General features: G+C 58.8%; 11 protein-coding genes and 1 tRNA gene. All 12 read right to left on the reverse strand.

Features of this window, described 5'->3' with window-relative positions:
* Positions 1 to 34: 34 nt before the first annotated feature.
* Entirely contained in the window at positions 35 to 1,324 is a 1,290-nt protein-coding gene (locus tag FFV09_RS02550; RefSeq protein ID WP_141446231.1) for a Gfo/Idh/MocA family oxidoreductase, read from the reverse strand.
* A gap of 252 nt (positions 1,325 to 1,576) precedes the next feature.
* Positions 1,577 to 3,496, reverse strand: coding sequence for a prenyltransferase/squalene oxidase repeat-containing protein (locus FFV09_RS02555; RefSeq protein WP_246098455.1), 1,920 nt, complete (start codon positions 3,494 to 3,496; stop codon positions 1,577 to 1,579).
* On the reverse strand, positions 3,415 to 4,419 hold the full coding sequence (locus FFV09_RS02560; RefSeq protein ID WP_141446232.1) for a sugar phosphate isomerase/epimerase family protein: 1,005 nt from the start codon (positions 4,417 to 4,419) through the stop codon (positions 3,415 to 3,417). Before FFV09_RS02560 ends, FFV09_RS02555 begins: the two co-directional genes overlap by 82 nt.
* Positions 4,420 to 4,459: 40 nt before the next feature.
* Positions 4,460 to 5,332, reverse strand: coding sequence for a carbohydrate ABC transporter permease (locus tag FFV09_RS02565; RefSeq protein WP_141446233.1), 873 nt, complete (start codon positions 5,330 to 5,332; stop codon positions 4,460 to 4,462).
* Between the two features lie 87 nt (positions 5,333 to 5,419).
* Positions 5,420 to 6,367, reverse strand: coding sequence for an ABC transporter permease (locus tag FFV09_RS02570; RefSeq protein WP_425472255.1), 948 nt, complete (start codon positions 6,365 to 6,367; stop codon positions 5,420 to 5,422).
* A 139-nt stretch (positions 6,368 to 6,506) separates the two neighbouring features.
* Complete coding sequence (locus tag FFV09_RS02575) at positions 6,507 to 8,105, reverse strand: extracellular solute-binding protein (protein WP_141446234.1); 1,599 nt, start codon at positions 8,103 to 8,105, stop codon at positions 6,507 to 6,509.
* A gap of 596 nt (positions 8,106 to 8,701) precedes the next feature.
* Positions 8,702 to 10,948 carry a helix-turn-helix domain-containing protein gene (locus tag FFV09_RS02580; protein WP_141446235.1) on the reverse strand — a complete coding sequence of 749 codons (2,247 nt, stop codon included), beginning with the start codon at positions 10,946 to 10,948 and terminating at the stop codon, positions 8,702 to 8,704.
* A gap of 186 nt (positions 10,949 to 11,134) precedes the next feature.
* Positions 11,135 to 12,262, reverse strand: coding sequence for a glycoside hydrolase family 88/105 protein (locus FFV09_RS02585; protein WP_141446236.1), 1,128 nt, complete (start codon positions 12,260 to 12,262; stop codon positions 11,135 to 11,137).
* A 261-nt stretch (positions 12,263 to 12,523) separates the two neighbouring features.
* Positions 12,524 to 12,606, reverse strand: a tRNA-Leu gene (locus FFV09_RS02590).
* Positions 12,607 to 12,809: 203 nt separating this feature from the next.
* Complete coding sequence (locus FFV09_RS02595; RefSeq protein ID WP_141446237.1) at positions 12,810 to 14,510, reverse strand: methyl-accepting chemotaxis protein; 1,701 nt, start codon at positions 14,508 to 14,510, stop codon at positions 12,810 to 12,812.
* Positions 14,511 to 14,938: 428 nt separating this feature from the next.
* Complete coding sequence (locus tag FFV09_RS02600) at positions 14,939 to 15,181, reverse strand: hypothetical protein (RefSeq protein WP_141446238.1); 243 nt, start codon at positions 15,179 to 15,181, stop codon at positions 14,939 to 14,941.
* 165 nt (positions 15,182 to 15,346) lie between these two features.
* On the reverse strand, positions 15,347 to 17,164 hold the full coding sequence (locus FFV09_RS02605) for an APC family permease (RefSeq protein ID WP_141446239.1): 1,818 nt from the start codon (positions 17,162 to 17,164) through the stop codon (positions 15,347 to 15,349).
* Between the last annotated feature and the right edge of the window lie 210 nt (positions 17,165 to 17,374).

Below are 17,374 nucleotides of genomic sequence, written 5' to 3' on the forward strand. Positions count from 1 at the left end.
TGCGGCCGTTCTTTTGCTATCCCGTCTTTTTTATCTAGGAAAAGCGCACCAGCTCGTCCACCTTCACCGCCCGCCCCTGCGCCATGGACAGATTGGCGGCGATGCCGGTGAGAATCGAGCGCGCGCCGTCCACGTGGTCGGCGGCCCGGCGGAAGCGGTCTTCGACCGGTTCGCCGAACAGATCGTTCAGCAGCACCGGATCGCCGCCGCCGTGGCCGCCTTCGCCTTCTTCGAAGTCTGCCTTGTAAGGTTCGCCGAACATCGGGAAGACGAGAATATTCGCGCCCTGCAGCGCGCCTTCAAGCGCTTTGTCGCCGCCCGCGTTGACGTACGACTGCTCGACGACGTTCGCTTCGATCCGTCCCTTCGTCCCGTTGAACGCGATGCGGTAGCCTTCCCACGGCAGATAGGCGTTCAGCGAATACGTCAGCAGCGCCCGGTTTTTGTACCGGACCATGACGCTCATCGTGTCTTCGATCGAGATACCGTCGCCGAACACGCTCTGGTCGCGGCGGTAGCCGTCTTCGCTTTCGGCGTCGAGGTACATGCCTTTGAGCTGTTCGTTATCATCGAGCGTGAGCGCAAAAGGATCGCCTTCGGCGTTCGGATGCCCCGTCGCCCGGTCGTAAAATTTGGTCACGCCGCGGTTCTCCGCGTTTTCCCGGCCGTAGAACAGCAGGTCGCCCATCGCGAACACCGTATCCGGCTGCGAACCGATCCAGAAATTGACGAGATCGAAATGGTGCGTCGATTTGTGCACGAGCAGGCCGCCGCCGTTGCGCTTGTCCCGATGCCATCTGCGGAAATAATCGGCGCCGTGCCGCGTGTTGAGCAGCCATTCGAAATGGATCGACGTCACGTCGCCGATCGTGCCGTTTTCGATCAGCTCGCGAATTTTCGTATGATGCGGCGCGTACCGATAGTTGAAGCTCACCCGCACTTTGCGCCCGGTGCGCGAGACGGCGTCCAGAATCTCCTGGCATTTCTCCGCGTCGGTCGTCATCGGCTTCTCCGTAATGACGTCGCAGCCGAGTTCCAGCGCGCGCACGATATACCGGTGATGCGTGCGGTCGACGCTGGTCACGATCACGCAGTCCGGTTTCTTTTGCGCGATCATGTCTTCGAACCGTTCGCTCGGGTACGTGTCCACTTCGGGGTAGTCGTAGGTTTCCCGCAGCCGCTTGTTCGCATAGTCCATCCGCACCCGGTTAATATCGCAAAAAGCGAGCAGTTCCGCCGTCTCCCGAAACCGGCTCGCGATCGCTCCGTAGAAAAATTCCGCCCGGCCGCCGGTGCCGACCAGGACGTACGTTTTTTTGCCCATGCTGTCTCCTCCTTCGATTGCCCTGTCTGCATGTAAGCGTACCGCAAAAAAAGATCGGACTCGCCGCTTTTTATATTCAAATGGTAAAAATGCCGCTTTTTATGCGAATCCTTCGGCTCCGTTAATGTGAAAAGCATACTAAAAACCCGCGCTCGGACAGAGCGCGGGTTTTGCGTTCGTTCATTTGAGGTCGTTTATACTGCGTTCGTTCAGTAGAAGCGATCGTATTCGATCCGAGCCATGTTCACACGCTCACTGCGCCAACTGTTCCGCCAGCCCGCCGGAAGCGTTCGGGGACAGACGGATCGTGATCCTTTTGTCCAGCGGCGTCATGAGGTTGATCGAGACGACGGTGCAGCCGCTCGGCAGGTTCGCGTCGCGGACCGACTTCGACAGATGGGCAAGTTCGCCGCCTTCCAGCTCGATCCAGTCTCCGCCGCATTCGTAGCGCAGGGTTCCGCCGCTCCACAGCCAGCGGTCGGGACCCGCTTCGAGCCTCTCGCCGGAGACGAGTTCGCCTTCGCCGCCGAACACGAACGACAGCTGCGTCATGACGTCCTGTGGCTCGTCGGCCGACAGGTGCAGCGTCCAGACGCTTCCTTCTTCCGCAGACCGGGCCTCGACCCCGACGCGGAACACCTGCTCGTGCGTCAGTTCCCGCGCGTGATGCGGCAGCAGATACCACGGGCTGATCTTGGAGCCCGCCGAAGCCGGCAGCTGCTCGCCGCGAACCGGGCCGTAGTAGCCTTTTCTCTGCTCGGCGGACAGGCGATAGCCGCCGCCTCCCGCGAGAGCCATCTCCTGCATCGGCACATAGCCGGGCGAGAAATAGGAAGAGAGCTGCACCGCCAGCAGCCGCGCCGCGCCGTGGCGCAGCGCGAAGAACGACGGCGTCTCGGTCATAAGCGTGACGCTGGTGCCGCCGTCGCGGATCCGGGCGACCGGCGCGCCGAAGTCGGTATGCAGCCGGCTGTGGAAGATCCGGCCGTGATGGCCGGCCCCTTCCATCTCCCGCAAATAGCCGCCGCGCAAAAATTCGCCGTTCAGCACTTTCTCGTAGCGCGTCGGCACGACTGCGGCCGCGTCGCCTTCCGCGGCGCCGAACGGCCCGCGCAGTTCCGGCTCCAGCAGCATCCGGACAAGCACGTTGACGGACGCGACGCCGGGACCGTCGAGCGCGGCTCCCGCAAGCTCGGCCATGCCTGCGAGCAGCGGATCGCGATCTTCCAGCGCCAGCATCGCATACGGCAAATAATACGGCGACAGATCGTGGAAATGGCCGAGATCCTGCCGGCCCGAATAATCCGTCACGATCTCGCCCGACGGATGGACCAGATACACCATCATGCGCAGATTGAGCCGCACCGGCTCCAGCAGTTCCGGCCGGCCCAGCAGCCGCGCCGCGTAGATCAGCATGATATCGCTGACCGCGCTGTAGATGCCGTTGCTGCGCTCTGTCCATTCGCCGTCCGGCGTAATGTCCATGCCTTCGGCCAGCCATTCGCCGGCCCGGCGGACCGCGTCTTCGCTGCCCAGCAGGCGGTGCAGCCAGCCAAGCGCCGCGCACAGCACCCACCGGTGGTTGGGCGTATGGCAGCCGCCGGTTACGAGCGCCGGCAGCGCGCGTTCCAGAAACCGCTTCATGCTGTCCAGTACGGGCTGAAGCGGAGCCCACTGCGCCCGTTCCAGCAGTTCGTACAGCTGCGAATAGCCGACGACGACAAAAGCCGTATCCGGCGGGGAATGGTAATTCGTCCATCCCGGCGAGATCGAGCCGTCGTCATGCTGCGCGCGCAGCACGAATTCCGCTGCCAGCCGCAGCCGCTGAAGCAGCGCTTCGTTGCGGTAGTAAGCCGAATCCGGGTTCACCAGCGCCGTGCCCCAGTTGCACATCTCGCTCGGCGTGCCGGACGTATGATTCACCCAGGCGATGCCCGTGCCCGGATCGACGGTGCCGCCGTAATACCGGCTTTCCGGTTCCATGACCTGCCTCGACAGGCTGCTTTCGATACTTTCGTCGTTTTTGACGACCAGTCGTTCATAAAGGATAAGCTCGTCCTCCCCCGTATTTCCGTATGGCTGCGGTTCCGTCAGCGCCCGGCCTGCGCCGCCCGCTTCGCCAACTTGTCCGTCAGCAGCCGGTGGCCGGCTTCGATCTCTTCCGGCAGGCATGCCGCTTTCAGTTCGTATACTTTCACTGCGGCGCGTTCGATCATCGGCAGATACGCGTCGTAGAAGTGCGGATCGCCGCTGTGCACATACGGACACCAATGATCGGACAATCCGATCGTCTCGTGGATATGGACGCCGACGATATGATCCATCAGCCCGTCCATCTCGCCCACGCTGTCATACAGACCGAGCCGGTCCATCATGATCGCATGGCCCGTATCGTACCAGATGCCGACCGGCGCTCCCCGAAGCGCTTCTATGACCGTCTTCGCTTCCGCGAGCGTCGGCATCTGGTTCGGACGCGAACGCGTCTCGATCCCGAAACGGACGTTCAGCCCTTTGGAAGCGGCGAGGTTGCATGCTTCGTCGAGACTTGCGACGATCCGCTGCAGATAGCCGCCCGCGGCGCTTTCCCGCCGTTCGAGGAACACGGCCCAGGCGGCGCGGTACGCTTGCGATTCCCGGCCGGCCTCGTGGTACAGCTTCTCCAGCCGCTTGACGTCGGCAGGGTCGATCGGCACTTCGCCGGGATGCACGACGACCGCTTCGCCGCCGTAACGGTGTGCGTACTCCGCCGATTCGACGAGCAGCGATACCGCTTTGAGCCGGCGAGCTTCATCGTCAAAGCCGAGCAGCACCGAATCGGTGCCGTAATCGGGGTCCGGCGTATGCGGGAACGTATTGTGCACGCTGGACACGCCGATCTCCCCGCGTTCGATCATCGGTTCGATCTCTTCGAGCATCTCCCGCGTCACGTTATAATTCAGTTCCACCCGGCGGAAGCCGAGCGCGGCGATCTCTTCGATCATCGCCCGTCCGCCCGGCTGGCGGCGAATATTCCAGCAGGTCGAGAACGAATACTGCCCTTTGTCGCCGAATGGACTGCCTTTGGTGTCCCCGCGGCTTGCTCCATGATCGTTCATAACGCTTCCCTCCTTGCGCTTATCCCGTTTCGGCTCGGAATCAGCCTTTGACCGCTCCGAGCATCACGCCGCTGACAAAATACTTTTGCAGCCACGGATAGACGCACAGGATCGGAACGGTGGCGAAGACGACGGTGGCCGCTTTGAGCGCTTCCGGCGTCAAGGCGGTGCGGTTGGCGCCTTCCATCTGCGTCAGCTCGGTTACCATATTGTTCTGCACCATCTGAAACAGCTTGAGCTGCAGCGGATAGATTTGCGGATCGGTGATGTACATGAGCGCGTCCTGGAACCCGTTCCAGCGGCCGACCGCGTAGAACAGGGCGAGCGTCGCCATGACCGGCATCGACAGCGGCAGCACGATTTTGAGCAGCGTGTGCATATACGAACTGCCGTCGATTTCCGCGGATTCTTCCAGGCTCGGCGGAATGTTTTTGAAGAACGTAATGAGGATGATCAGGTTGAACGGACTGACGAGTCCCGGCAGGATAAGCGCCCAGACGGAATTGAGCATGTGCAGATCGCGGATCAGCAGGTACTCGGGAATGATGCCGCCGCTGAAGAACATCGTGATGACGATCAGGTACATGAAAAATTTGCGCCCTTTGAGATTGCCTTTGGTCAGCGGATACGCCGCGGCGATTGTGAACAGCATGCACAGCAGCGTCGTCGCGAGCGTCAGCAGGACGGTGAAGCCGAGCGAAGTGAGCATCGATTGGTCGGAAAAGACCTGCGTATAGGCGCTCCAGTTAAACTCGACAGGCAGCAGCGTCACCTCGCCCGACGTGATCGCCCGGTTGGAGCTGAGCGAGACCGCGATCATATGCACAAAAGGCAGCAGGCAGAAGAGGACGAACAACGATACGAACGTGATATTGACGATATCGAAAATCCGGTTGGAAGTGCGTGAGCTCATCTCGGAGTCTCTCCTTTCCCTCGTTCGGAAGTGGGTTCCGCCGCGCAGGCGGCGGATACAGGCTGTGTAAGGGACGACGGACCGGCTTTACATGATGCCGTCTCCGGTCACTTTTTTGGAAATGTAATTGGAACCCAGGATGAACACGAGCCCGACTATAGCCTGGAACAGACCGACGACGGTCGCGAGCGTGTACTGTCCCGATTCGAGGCCGATGCGGTAGACGAACGTGCTCAGCACGTCCGAATATTCGCGCACGGCCGTGTTGCCGATAATGTACGGACGGTCAAAGCCGATGCTGACCATTTTGCCGAGATTCAGAATCAGCAGCGTGACGATGGTCGGCTTGATGCTCGGCAGCGTGATATGCCAAATTTTCTTCATCCGCGACGCCCCGTCGACGTCCGCAGCTTCGAACAGCTCCTTGTTGACGCCGGTCAGCGCAGCCAGATACAGAATCGTGCCCCAACCCGCGCTTTGCCAGACGCCCGTGAACAGATACGTGATCAGCCACGAATTTTTGTCCGTCAGGAAAGGAAGCGGATCCATGCCGATGCCCTGAAGTATCGCGTTCACCATGCCCGACTGGGTGCCGAACAGCTGATACACGATCCCGCCGATAATGACCCACGAGATAAAATGCGGGATATACAGGAGGGTCTGCGAGATTTTTTTGAACCAGGCGTTCCGGATCTCGTACAGCATGATCGCCAGAATGATCGGCGCCGGGAACGAGACGAGCAGATCAAGAAAATTGAGCATAAACGTGTTGCGCAGCGTAATGTAGAAATCGTTCATGGCGAATACTTCGCGGAACGCTTCCAGGCCGATCCATTCACTTCCGTTGATCCCCTGGAATAAGTTAAAATCTTTGAACGCAATCTGCACACCGTACATTGGACCATAGCGGAAAATGAGGAAGTAGATCAGCGGCAGCGAGAGAAGCGCGTACAGCTGCCAATAGCGTTTGATGTAAGACTTTCTTTTGCCGAAATCGCCCGATTTAGTCGCTTGATTCACTTTGGTTAACGTCAAGTGGGTCTCCTCCTCGCGGACAGATCGGGATGAGACGCCCGCACGGGGCGGACGCCGTATCCTGTCTGCAAAATGAAACCGGGGCTAAGCCGTACGTCGTTCACGCTCTTCGCCCCGGTCTGTCGCTTGCGCCTGCTGCTTATTTCTTCTCCTGCATCGCTTGTTCCAATTCTTCTTTGAGCGCGGTACCGCCGATGTTCATGTAATCTTTCATTTCGCGTTCGTACACCGCTTCGAATTGATCCGGTTTCGCCATGGCGGACTGCACGATCACGATTTTGAGCTTGTCGTTCAGCGCCGTACCGTATTTCGATTCCGCTTCGATCGGACGATCGAACACGATCGGGCCAACCGTATCGGTGTTCGCGATATCGATCGATTGTCTCATCAGCTCCTGATTGTTTTTCGGGAAGCCGGCAATCCATGCTTTTTCGTTCATTTCCTGATCGCCGATCACTTTGCCGTTGGCCATAATCGCCATGTCGCCGCCGTTGTAGACGCGATCTTTCGTTTCCTGCGGCGCATCTTCCTTGACGACCGGAATCCCGTCCACCAGATCGTAGTTTTCGCCTTCCACGCCTGTCGACATCGTGAGCAGATTGTTCTCGGACGTCATCCAATCCAGATATTTGACGGCTTCGACCGAACGTTTGCTGCTTTGGGGAATCATGATGTACATGCCGTTCGGACCGTAGCGCGATTTGATATGCTTGCCGTCCGCGTTGGCGTTCGTGTAAGCGTCAAGCGCCACGACTTTGCTGTCCGGCATGTTTTTGGTCAGGTTGTCCAGCATGCCGTCCGCGTACAGGATCTGTCCCACGTCTTCCGACATGTAGCCGACGTTGCCGTTCTGGAAGTCTTTGACGAGCTGTTCCTTTTCTTCGTCGAGACTGAAGTCGGGGCTGATCAGCCCTTCGTTGTACAGTTTGTTCAGGAACTGCATCGAATCTTTGAAGCCTTCGTGCAGCGGCAGCTCGTAGCGCTGGCTGTACGTCAGGTCGCCCTGAACCGGCTTGATGAAGGAATAGATAAGCGTTTCGTATTGAGCCGGCGCGAGCGCCATGCCCATCGGGATATTTTTGGAGCCGAGACCGGCCGGATCTTTTTCTTTAAACGCTTTCAACGTTTCGTACAGCTCGTCTGTCGTCGTCGGCGCTTTCATGCCCAGCTTGTCCAGCCAGTCCTGGCGGATGTACGAGTTGTAACGGGCCGTGATCGCTCTTTTGCCCGGAATCGCGAACTGTTTGCCTTCGAGCTGGCCGAATTTCAACGTCTCGTCGCCCAGATACTTTTGCAGGTTCGGTCCGTGTTCCTTGATCAGTTCGCCGACGTCGGTCAAGCCGCCCTGCTGCGCATATCGGTAGAATACGCTGGAATCGTAGACGAACACGATATCCGGCACGTCGCTGGCGCTTGCCATGAGCACGTTCAGCTTGGTCGTTTCTTCGGAACGCTGGACAGGAACGAATTCCACGTCGATGTTGTTCGGATCGCCGAATTCTTTTTGTACGTACTGCGTCAGCCAGTTGTTCGTGATCGTGTACGGAGACGGGCTGTTGCCGCGGTCGAACACTTCCACTTTCAACGTGACCCGTTCGCCGTTCGCGCCGGCTGCCGCTCCTTCATTGGTAGAAGCGTCTCCGCCTCCGCAGCCGGAGAGCAGTCCGACCCCCATTACGGTAGCGATTGCGGCTCCCATTGCTTTTTTAATGACCCCTCTGCGTGCTTTGCCTGTCATGTTCCCATCTCCTTTTTCTGTGGTGTGACGGTACCGCCGGATCTTCCGTGATGTCGAGCGCTCTGTTCTGTCGAACGCGCTCTCCTATAGAAGAAAGGCGGTAGTTCAGACAATTTTTCTGTAGCGTTGGTAGACCTTGACGAGCATGTCGGAAACTGTCGGACGCTCGTTTCGGAGTGACCTCAGTATTCCATATCGCAGTTAGAACTGGCAATAAACCTCTTTCGGATTGGAAAAGGACGCCAAAAACCGCCTTTCGGTTTATCCGACCTTCTTTTTTCGTCAAAAAGACTGTTTTCGTATAAAAAAGTGCCAAGAAATCGCTTACAAAACCTAAAAAACCCCGATTTATAAACCATTTTCGTGCAACCTCCCCGATTCGTACACGTCTTTTACAGTCGAAAAACGACTTCAAACCTTCCTAATCCAAGTTATTCTCCGCAAAAAAAGCCGCAGACGTCCGGGTCCTTCCCGAAAACGGGAAAGTCCGTGCGCCTGCGGCTGAGGTTCGGGTCTTCTTCGTGCACGATCGGCCTCATTCGGCCAAGCGGACGAATGCCGCCGCGGGCAAGCCCGGGCGGCGAATACGCCGGTTGTTAATTCTCGACCGGCGGCAGATTGCGCTTCTGCCTGCGGTAATCGCCCGGCGTGATGCCGGAGATCCGCTTGAACACGCGGCCGAACGTAATGGCGTTGGCGTATCCGACCTTGAGGGCAATATCCTGCAGCGGGCATTCCGACTCCAGCAGCAGCCGCTCGGCTTCCTTCATGCGCAGCTCCGTGACAAAGTCGACGAATTTCATGCCGAATTCCGTTTTGAACAAATAACTCGCGTACTTGCCCGACACCTGAAACCGGTCGCTCAGATGCTTCAGGGACAGATCCGGATTGGCAAAATGTTCTTCGATATAGGCTTTCATCTCGCTGACCATCGCGCGGTAGCTTTTCGTTTCGCTGGCCGAAATGTACAACCGGAACAAATCCGTCAAATAATCGGACAGCAGGCCGCCGACTTCGTCCAGCGTGTCCGCTTCCAGCAGACGCTGTTCGAACACCACCGTCTGTTCTTCGGACAGCGCCTCCTGCAGCGCGTCGGACATGACGGCAACTTCGCGGCGCAGCATTTGGAGCAGCGCCCGGATCAGCGAGCGGATCGCTTCGTCCTGGACGAAATCGCGCTCGAATTCTTCGAACAGCCGTTCCAGCTGATCTCTCCACTGCCCGTTCGACATCCGGAACTGCTTGACCAGCTCGGCGATCGTCTGCAGATATTTGTACGTCTCCAGCAGCCGCGGGGAAGATTCTTCCGCGCCGGCTTGCACGATATCGCCGCTCATGAGCAGCTTGTGCCGCATGACCGATTCCGCGGCTTCGAACGAAGCCCCGATCTGTTCGGGTCCCTGCACGACCGGGCCGATGCCGCAGCGCAGCGACAGACGAAGATGGCTCGTCACCCACGTCTGATAGCTCTCGGCCAGGCTGCGCAGCGCTTCCGTCGTCTCGGGGCCTTCCTCCTCCACGAGGAAGACGACGGCGAGACGGTCGCCTCCGATCCATTCCGCCCAGGCGCGCAGGCCGGAACCGCGCACAAGCTCCTGGAACACGTTCATCAGCGCGAACTTGAGCGCATTTTGATCGCCGCGCGTATAGCGGTCGCGGAACACGCTCTCGTATTTCTCGATTTCGTGCACGACGACGGCGAATCGGGACGATTCGGACACGCCTTCAAGCGGCGACAGCGCCGTCAGGCGTTCGACCGCCTGTTCGGTGCGTTCGCTGCGCAGCAGTTCGGTGAACAGCCGGCTGCGCTGAAGCAGCTGGTTCTCGCGGCTCTTCTGTTCGTAATCCTGCGTATGATGGATCAGGCTCTCCAGCACGCCGTCGATCATCTTCAGCTCGTCGGTCCGGGCTTCGCCCTGATCCATCGTGCGGATCTGATGCGCTTCGATCCGGTTCATGATGACCTGCACCGGCTTGTAATTGCGGCGCGTGATATAGATCAGGTACACGATCGCGCACAGCACCGTCCCGACCGCGATCGCTACCCACAGATAAGAGATGACCGAGACCCAGCCGAACAGGCTTCCGGCCTTGATGCCGCTCAGGAACGTCCAGTTCAGGCGATCCAGCTTGAGCTCGTTGAGCGTCCGGCCTTCGCCCGAAGGTTCCGAATGCGCCTGATAGATCCCTGCTCCGCCGGGGCCCGTAATGTTCAGGAACGACAGCTTCTCGTTCACCCGGGTGTCCACGAGCCGCTCGATCGCGCTCATCTTCACGTTGATGACCAGCGTCCCTTCGGACCCGAACGGCAGCGGCATGTCTTTGTTGATCGTCAGCACCCGCACCGGATTGCGCGCGGAGAGGTCGGGCTTGTATTCCCGCAGCGGCTGCCAGCCCGGCGCAAGCTTGTCCGAGTCGATCCTGGCCAGCCAGGCCGCATCGAAAAATCCGTCCGTGCCGGTCCGTCCGCTCTGGGTCAGGACGCTGTCGTTTCTATGGTCGTACAGGTACACCGATTCGAGATAAGGCGAACCGTCGGTCAGATTGCGCAGGCTGCGCGCAATCGTATATACGTCCGTCGTGTCGCCGATCTCGGCGCCGCCGAAATAAGCTTTGTACGCCGACGTGCTCTCCACCGTATCCAGCACCGACATTTCGGTCTCGCGCACCGCGCGGTCCACCTCGTCCACCAGATAGCGGGAAGCCGCCCGGTCGGCTTTTTGCGTTTCCTGCCTTGAAATATCGTTGACGAAGACGAACGAAGTAAAAATCAGGATCGTGACGGTCAGCAGAAAAATCGGAAAATAAGACAGCAGCAGCCGTCGATACCAGGTTCGCGACAATGGGTGACTCCCTCCTCGCTGTTCGCCAGGCAGTCGGCCGCGTTACCGCACGCCTCCGCCTGGCATGATGGATAAAGCTTGGCAGACCGGGAACGCAGGCGATCGATTGAAGTGATCGATTGAAGCGCGCGCTTCCGCGATTTTTCGCAATTATAGCACAAGAACCGGGCCGGCCGCGGATCGGACTTAGCTGCGGTGCAGCGCTTCGCCGAGCAGCACGATCGCCAGCGCCTGGCCGTAGGCCATCGGCGCGGTGACGATGCGCGCGTAATCGTCGCGCAGCTTGCCGATCGGGGTGCCGGCCGACACGCCTTCGACGACGCCGGCCGCATCGATCCGCTCCAGCACCGCGGACACGGTCCGCATAGCCGGTTCGGCATAATGTTCCGGCAGCAGGCCGCGCCGCACGCCGAGCAGCAGACCGGCCGCAATCGCCGCGGAGCCGGACGTCTCGGTATAGCTGTCCGGCTCGTCCAGCAGCGTCGGCCACAGGCCGCCCGGCTGCTGAAGACTCAGCAGCGCATCGCTCTGGGAACGAAACGTCTGCGTCAAAAAGAGCAGCACGCCTTCGTCCAGATACGGACGCATCAGGTCGATATATTCCGGCAGGCCCAGCGTGAACCAGCCGTTGCCCCGGCACCAGAACGCTTCGCTGAAGTTATGCCGGCCGGTAAAATGCCAACCGTGGTAGAACAATCCCGTTTTGCGGTCGTACAAATATTTGATATGTAACAGCAGTTGGTGCAGCGAAGCCTGCCGCCAATCTTCGCGGTCATGCTTGATGCCCATCTTCGCCGTGAACAGAATCGCCATAAACAGCGTATCGATCCAGATCTCGTTCTCGTTCAGCGTCAATTCCGACGACGTGCTGCCGGTCGTCACGTGCTGATAGCCGTTCTCTTCCGTACGCGGCAGACCGCTTGCGAGCCATTCCGCCCACTCCAGGCTCAGCTCCTCCGCTTCTTCCAGCTCCATGAGCGACAGCAGCGGAGCCGTCGTATTGATGTTGCGGCTCGGCAGCCCCTGCTCGAAGCGCGCCGCCATCCACGGCCGCGCATACTCCGCGAAGCGCTCGTCGCCGAAGTAGGCGCCGATCTTCGCCAGGCCGTACAGACCGACGCCCTGCGGCCAATCCCATTCGTCCATGCCGAAATCGCGGGCAAAATAACCTCTGCGCTCCGCCTCGCCTTCAAGCGCCCGAAGTTCCTGCTCGTTGCCCGGACGCTGCAAATGCATCAGCTGATCCGTTACCCGTTCCAATGCCCCGATCAGCGTCTCCCTGATTGCGTGCTCCACGATCCCGTTGTTGTTCATGCCGTTCCTCCATTCGTTTGCTGGGCGGATCTTCGGCCGAACGACCGCTGCGGCAGCGGCCGGGAACCGGCTCGACGATCTTCTGTCCGCTTATCGCGTCTCCGCCTTATTATAGGCCAGCCCGTAACCCTTTTCAATCAAATTTGAAGCGCTTACAGGTTGTGTCACCTTCGGCCGGGTGCGGCGTTGAACCGAACAAGCACAAAAAGACGCCGCTTTTTCCCCGAAAGGAAAAAACGGCGTCTGCCTGAAAACTGGGAATGCCGAGAACCGGACTCGAACCGGTACGGGACTGCTCCCGGCAGATTTTAAGTCTGCTGTGTCTGCCATTCCACCACCCCGGCTTAGGTCGCCAAATATTGCCGACTTCAAAGATCATAGCACGGCCTTATTTGCCGTGTCAATGATAACCGGCTCGCCAATTCGGCGAGCCGAATCCCGGCCTGCCCGACCCCGGCGATCGACAACCGAAAGCCCCGTTCCGGAGAGGAACGGGGCTTGGAGTAGGATCGGCTTGGTTCAGGCCGATTGAAATCTGTCGAATGTATTAAATCTTGAACCGGTTGACGTTCTGGTACAGCTGCTCCGCCGTCTCCGACAGCGAAGAGGAAGACGAAGCGATCTCTTCCATGGAAGCGAGCTGCTCCTGCGTCGCGGCCGAGACTTCGGTCATGCCCGACGAAGCTTCGCCGGCAATCGTCGAACTCTGCTGCACGTAATGCAAAATTTCCGTCGTGCTGGCCGACATCTGTTCGGCGCCCGCCGACACTTCTTCGATATCGCTCGCGACCTGGCCGACCGCTTCGAGAATGTTCTCGAACGCGCTGCCCGCCGCCGACACCAGCTCGATGCCTTTATACACTTCGCGGTCGTTCGACTCGGCCGCTGTGATCGCGCTGTGCGTATCGGACTGGATCAGCGACACCAGTTCCGTAATGCGCTTCGCCGATTCCGAAGACTGCTCGGCCAGCTTGCGCACTTCGTCCGCGACGACGGCGAAGCCGCGGCCGGCTTCCCCGGCGCGGGCCGCTTCGATAGCGGCGTTCAGCGCCAGCAGGTTCGTCTGCGACGAAATGGCCGTAATATCGTTCGTGATCGTGCCGATCTCTTCCGAACGCGTGCCCAGTTCCTTGACGACGCCGCTCATCGACGCGACCGAATCGCGGATCGAATCCATCTGCACGATCGCTTCGCGGATCGCTTCGTTGCCGCTTTGCGACTTGTGCGACGCTTCGGCCGCGGATTCGGACACCGTCTGGGCCCGCGTCGCGATCTGGTCGGCGCCGATCGACATCTCCTGCATCGCCTGCGCGGACGTCTCGGCGATATCGACCTGGCGGATCGTGCCGGCAGCCGTCTCCTGCACCGTGGCGGCGATTTGCTCCGATGCCAGCTTGTTCTGTTCGGCGCTCGCCGTCAGTTCCTCGGAAGAGGCGGCAACCAGCTCCGAAGAAGCGGCGACCGATTCGATCAGTTCGCGCAGGCTCAGCGTCATGACGTTGAAGGACTCCGCCAACCCGCCGATCTCGTCGCGGCCGCGAACCCGGATCGCTTCGCCGGTCAGATCGCCGGCAGCGATACGCTCCGCGGCCTTCTGCACGCGCTTGAGCGGAATCGCGATCATCCGGCCGAGCAGAACGGCGATCAGCACCGCCAGCACGATGGCGGTTGCGCTCAGCCCGACGACCAAATTCGTGGCAAAGCCGGCTTTGTCGACCGCTTCGTTGGACTTCAGGCCCGCTTCGCGGTTATCCAGCTCGATCAGCTTCAAGACGCTGTCGTTCGCCGCGCTCCACGTCCCGTATGCTTGGCGATGCAGTTCGCGCGCGCTTTCCGCCTGATTGTTTTGCGCAGCCTGAATAAGCGGCGGCAGCTCGGCGATAAAAGCATCATAGTTTTGCGAAAACTGATCGTACAGCTGCTGTTCTTCTTCGGTACGGATCAGCTGCTGGTACTGCTCGCGTTCCTGTTCGATTTTGGCCGTCAAAGCCGTGTAGCTCTCCTGAATCGAAGCGAACTGGCTCGACCGGTTTTCGACGATCATGTTCAGTACGAGGCGTTCGACGTCCGAGACGTCTCCGTTCATCGTGCCCAGCAGCGTCACGCTCGGCATCCACTTCGTGTTGACTTCCTTGGCCTGTCTGCCCATGCCGTCGAGATTGCTGAGCGACACAAGGCTGATCAGGACGAGCAGCAGGATGACGCCCAAAAACCCGCTTAACAGTTTGGTCTGAATCGAAATCTTCATTTTCTTGTTCTCTCCTGTCTCTGGTTGCTTCAAACTTATTTATCGACAAAAACCGCAAATTTTTTAGAAAAAAATTATCTGCATTTCATTTGACCTTAGTCGGGGCTTATCTCTTTAAGGATCTTTGTTGTGAATTTTTCACCTTTTTACTATTAAATGTAGAGAATAAAGACTTGGGAATTTTTATGCGAAAAAGGGTTGGCAGCGGCGACGGCCTGTGCTACTATAACCTCAATAAAGAAAGGAGGTGCGTTCACATCTGTAACGACATGCTGAACGTGTCCCTTACCCGAATCGGTGCAGCTCTCTAAAGAGAGATTGTCCGATGGCGCGGGATACGGAAGTTAAGCAAATAGCGCCACGGGTAGAAAGGCCGTCCTCCGGGACGGCCTTTTGTCATGTCTGCGCTGCATCCTCATACACGTCTGCTATTTCTTCGCCGCCATCGTCGGCAGCCGCTTGCTCTTGGGCATCTCGCGTCTGCGGAACGGCGACGGGCGGCAGGCCAGAATCCGCTCCTGCAGAAACGTCCGGCGTTCCCCGCTGGTCAGGCAGGTCGAATAGACCCGTCCGCCGCGTATGCCGTGAACTTCGATTCTGCGCTGCGACAGGTGGCCGTTCTTGTCCATATACACGATCTCGACGACTTCTCCCACATATTTCACCGGCATAGTTGTTCCCTCCCAATAAGAACGTTTGTTCGTTACTTTGATTATAGGCGAACATAAGTTCCTTTTCAAGCGAACAATCGCCTTTTCCGTACAAAAAAACCGCCGAATTTCGTTCGGCGGCCGCAGGCGGATCGTGGGTTCGATCCGGTCATTCCTATACGGAAATCACTTATGCAGATGGAAAGGTACCGTCGTCACGATGACGTCTTTGTGGTTCAGCAGGTATGTGCGCATCATCAGGCTGGTCTGGTTATGCAGCACCGCTTCCCACCAATGCTTCGTAATGAACTGCGGAATAAGCACGGTGATGTTGTCATGTTCGCCTTTTTTCCATTCGACCGTCTCGATGAACTTGCGCAGCGGACGCATGATGCTGCGATAGCGGGATTTGAGCACGATCAGGCGGACGCCGGGGTCCCACTCGGCCCACTTTTCTTCCATTTTGCGGATCGACTCGTCGTCGAAGCCGATATAGACGGCCACCACGCTGTCGGACAGCGTCTTGGCGTAGCTGACCGTATTGCGCACGACCTGCGTAATGCCCGATACCGGGATGATGACCGTGTTGCCTTTGATACACGGCTTGTCGACCGCAAGATCGATACGCAGCTGATCGGCCGTATTCGCGTAATGGCGGTAGATCTTGGCGAACAGGTAGACGACGATCGGCAGGAACACGAAGATGACCCAGACCTGCGCGAATTTGGTGAAAATAAAGATCAGCGTAATCGACAGCGTCGTCAGCATTCCGACCGTGTTGATGACAAGCTTGCCCTGCCAGCCTTTGGGCTTGTGCTTGATCCAGCGGATCATCATGCCGAGCTGCGACAGCGTGAACGGAATGAACACGCCTACGGCGTAGAGCGGGATCAGGCTTTCCGTATTGCCTTTGAACGCCACGACGAGCACGGCGGACATGATGCTCAGGAAAATGATGCCGTTCGAGAAGCCGAGGCGGTCGCCGCGCACCATGAACATATGCGGCAGGTATTTGTCTTTGGCCAGCATGAACGCCAGCAGCGGAAACGCGGAGTACGCCGTATTGGCCGCCAGGAACAGGATCAGCGCGGTGACGCCCTGAATAACGAAGTACATCCAGTTCCGTCCGAATGTCGCTTCCGCGATCTGGGAGATGACCGTCGCTTTCTCGTCCGGACGGATGCCGTACCAGTAGGCGAGCAGCGTGATGCCGGTGAACATCGCGCCGAGGATCAATCCCATCATCACGAGCGTCGCCGCCGCGTTTTTGGGAGCCGGATCGCGGAAGTTCGGGATGGCGTTCGAGACCGCTTCGACGCCGGTCAGCGCCGAACAGCCGGAACTGAACGCCTTGAGCAGCAGGAACAAGCTGACGTTCGAGACGGCCGCTTCCATCTGCGGCGCGGCTGCCGGCGCTCCGCCGGTCAGGTAATTGATCGTGCCGATCACGATCAGCAGGAAGATCGAGACGACGAACGCATAGATCGGAATCGCGAGCACCGAAGCGGATTCCGTGACGCCGCGCAGATTCATAAGCGTCAGGAACACGATCATCGCCAGCGCGATCAGGACGCGTTCGTCGTGCAGGATCGGGAACGCCGACGTGATGGCGTCCGTTCCCGCCGAGGAGCTGACAGCCACGGTCAGGATGTAATCGACGAGCAGCGAGCCCCCGGCGATCAGGCTGGAGAACTTGCCGATATTGTCTTTGGCGACGACGTACGCGCCGCCCCCGGCCGGATAGGCGAAGATCGTCTGGCGGTAAGACACGATCAGAATGGCCAGCAGAGCCAGTACCGCAAGCGCGATAGGCAGCGAGAACCACAAAGCGGCGGCTCCCGCCAGGATGAGGACGAGCAGGATTTGTTCGGTGCCGTACGCGACGGACGACAGCGCGTCCGACGAGAGGATGGCGAGCGCTTTGAGCTTCCCGAGTCTTTCGCCCTCAAGTTCGTTCGATTTCATCGGTCTGCCGATCAGAAATCTTTTGATTTTGCCTGTCATGTCGGTTAACTTCCTTTTTCGATTGATGGAGTGGTCGAGATTCGAAGTACGAAACAGAACTTTCCGCGAATCTACCGCTTTACTTTAAGGATTTCGCCGCTAATTAGCAATCTCCGATTGAGGTCGTTTTCATTCGTTTTCGTTCTTTTTTTCACGTTTTCAAGAGTGGGTATCCCCAACGCGAAGCGCAGCGCGGACGATCTCGTTCGC

Origin of the sequence: Saccharibacillus brassicae (assembly GCF_006542275.1) — a bacterium.
GTDB lineage: Bacteria > Bacillota > Bacilli > Paenibacillales > Paenibacillaceae > Saccharibacillus > Saccharibacillus brassicae.

What these genes read in the sequence shown, in the direction of transcription:
- FFV09_RS02550 (WP_141446231.1), bottom strand. Translation starts at nt 1,324, where the DNA reads ATGGGCAAAAAAACGTACGTCCTGGTCGGCACCGGCGGCCGGGCGGAA.
- FFV09_RS02555 (WP_246098455.1), bottom strand. Translation starts at nt 3,496, where the DNA reads ATGCCTGCCGGAAGAGATCGAAGCCGGCCACCGGCTGCTGACGGACAA.
- FFV09_RS02560 (WP_141446232.1), bottom strand. Translation starts at nt 4,419, where the DNA reads ATGAACGATCATGGAGCAAGCCGCGGGGACACCAAAGGCAGTCCATTC.
- FFV09_RS02565 (WP_141446233.1), bottom strand. Translation starts at nt 5,332, where the DNA reads ATGAGCTCACGCACTTCCAACCGGATTTTCGATATCGTCAATATCACG.
- FFV09_RS02575 (WP_141446234.1), bottom strand. Translation starts at nt 8,105, where the DNA reads ATGACAGGCAAAGCACGCAGAGGGGTCATTAAAAAAGCAATGGGAGCC.
- FFV09_RS02585 (WP_141446236.1), bottom strand. Translation starts at nt 12,262, where the DNA reads ATGAACAACAACGGGATCGTGGAGCACGCAATCAGGGAGACGCTGATC.
- FFV09_RS02595 (WP_141446237.1), bottom strand. Translation starts at nt 14,510, where the DNA reads ATGAAGATTTCGATTCAGACCAAACTGTTAAGCGGGTTTTTGGGCGTC.
- FFV09_RS02600 (WP_141446238.1), bottom strand. Translation starts at nt 15,181, where the DNA reads ATGCCGGTGAAATATGTGGGAGAAGTCGTCGAGATCGTGTATATGGAC.
- FFV09_RS02605 (WP_141446239.1), bottom strand. Translation starts at nt 17,164, where the DNA reads ATGACAGGCAAAATCAAAAGATTTCTGATCGGCAGACCGATGAAATCG.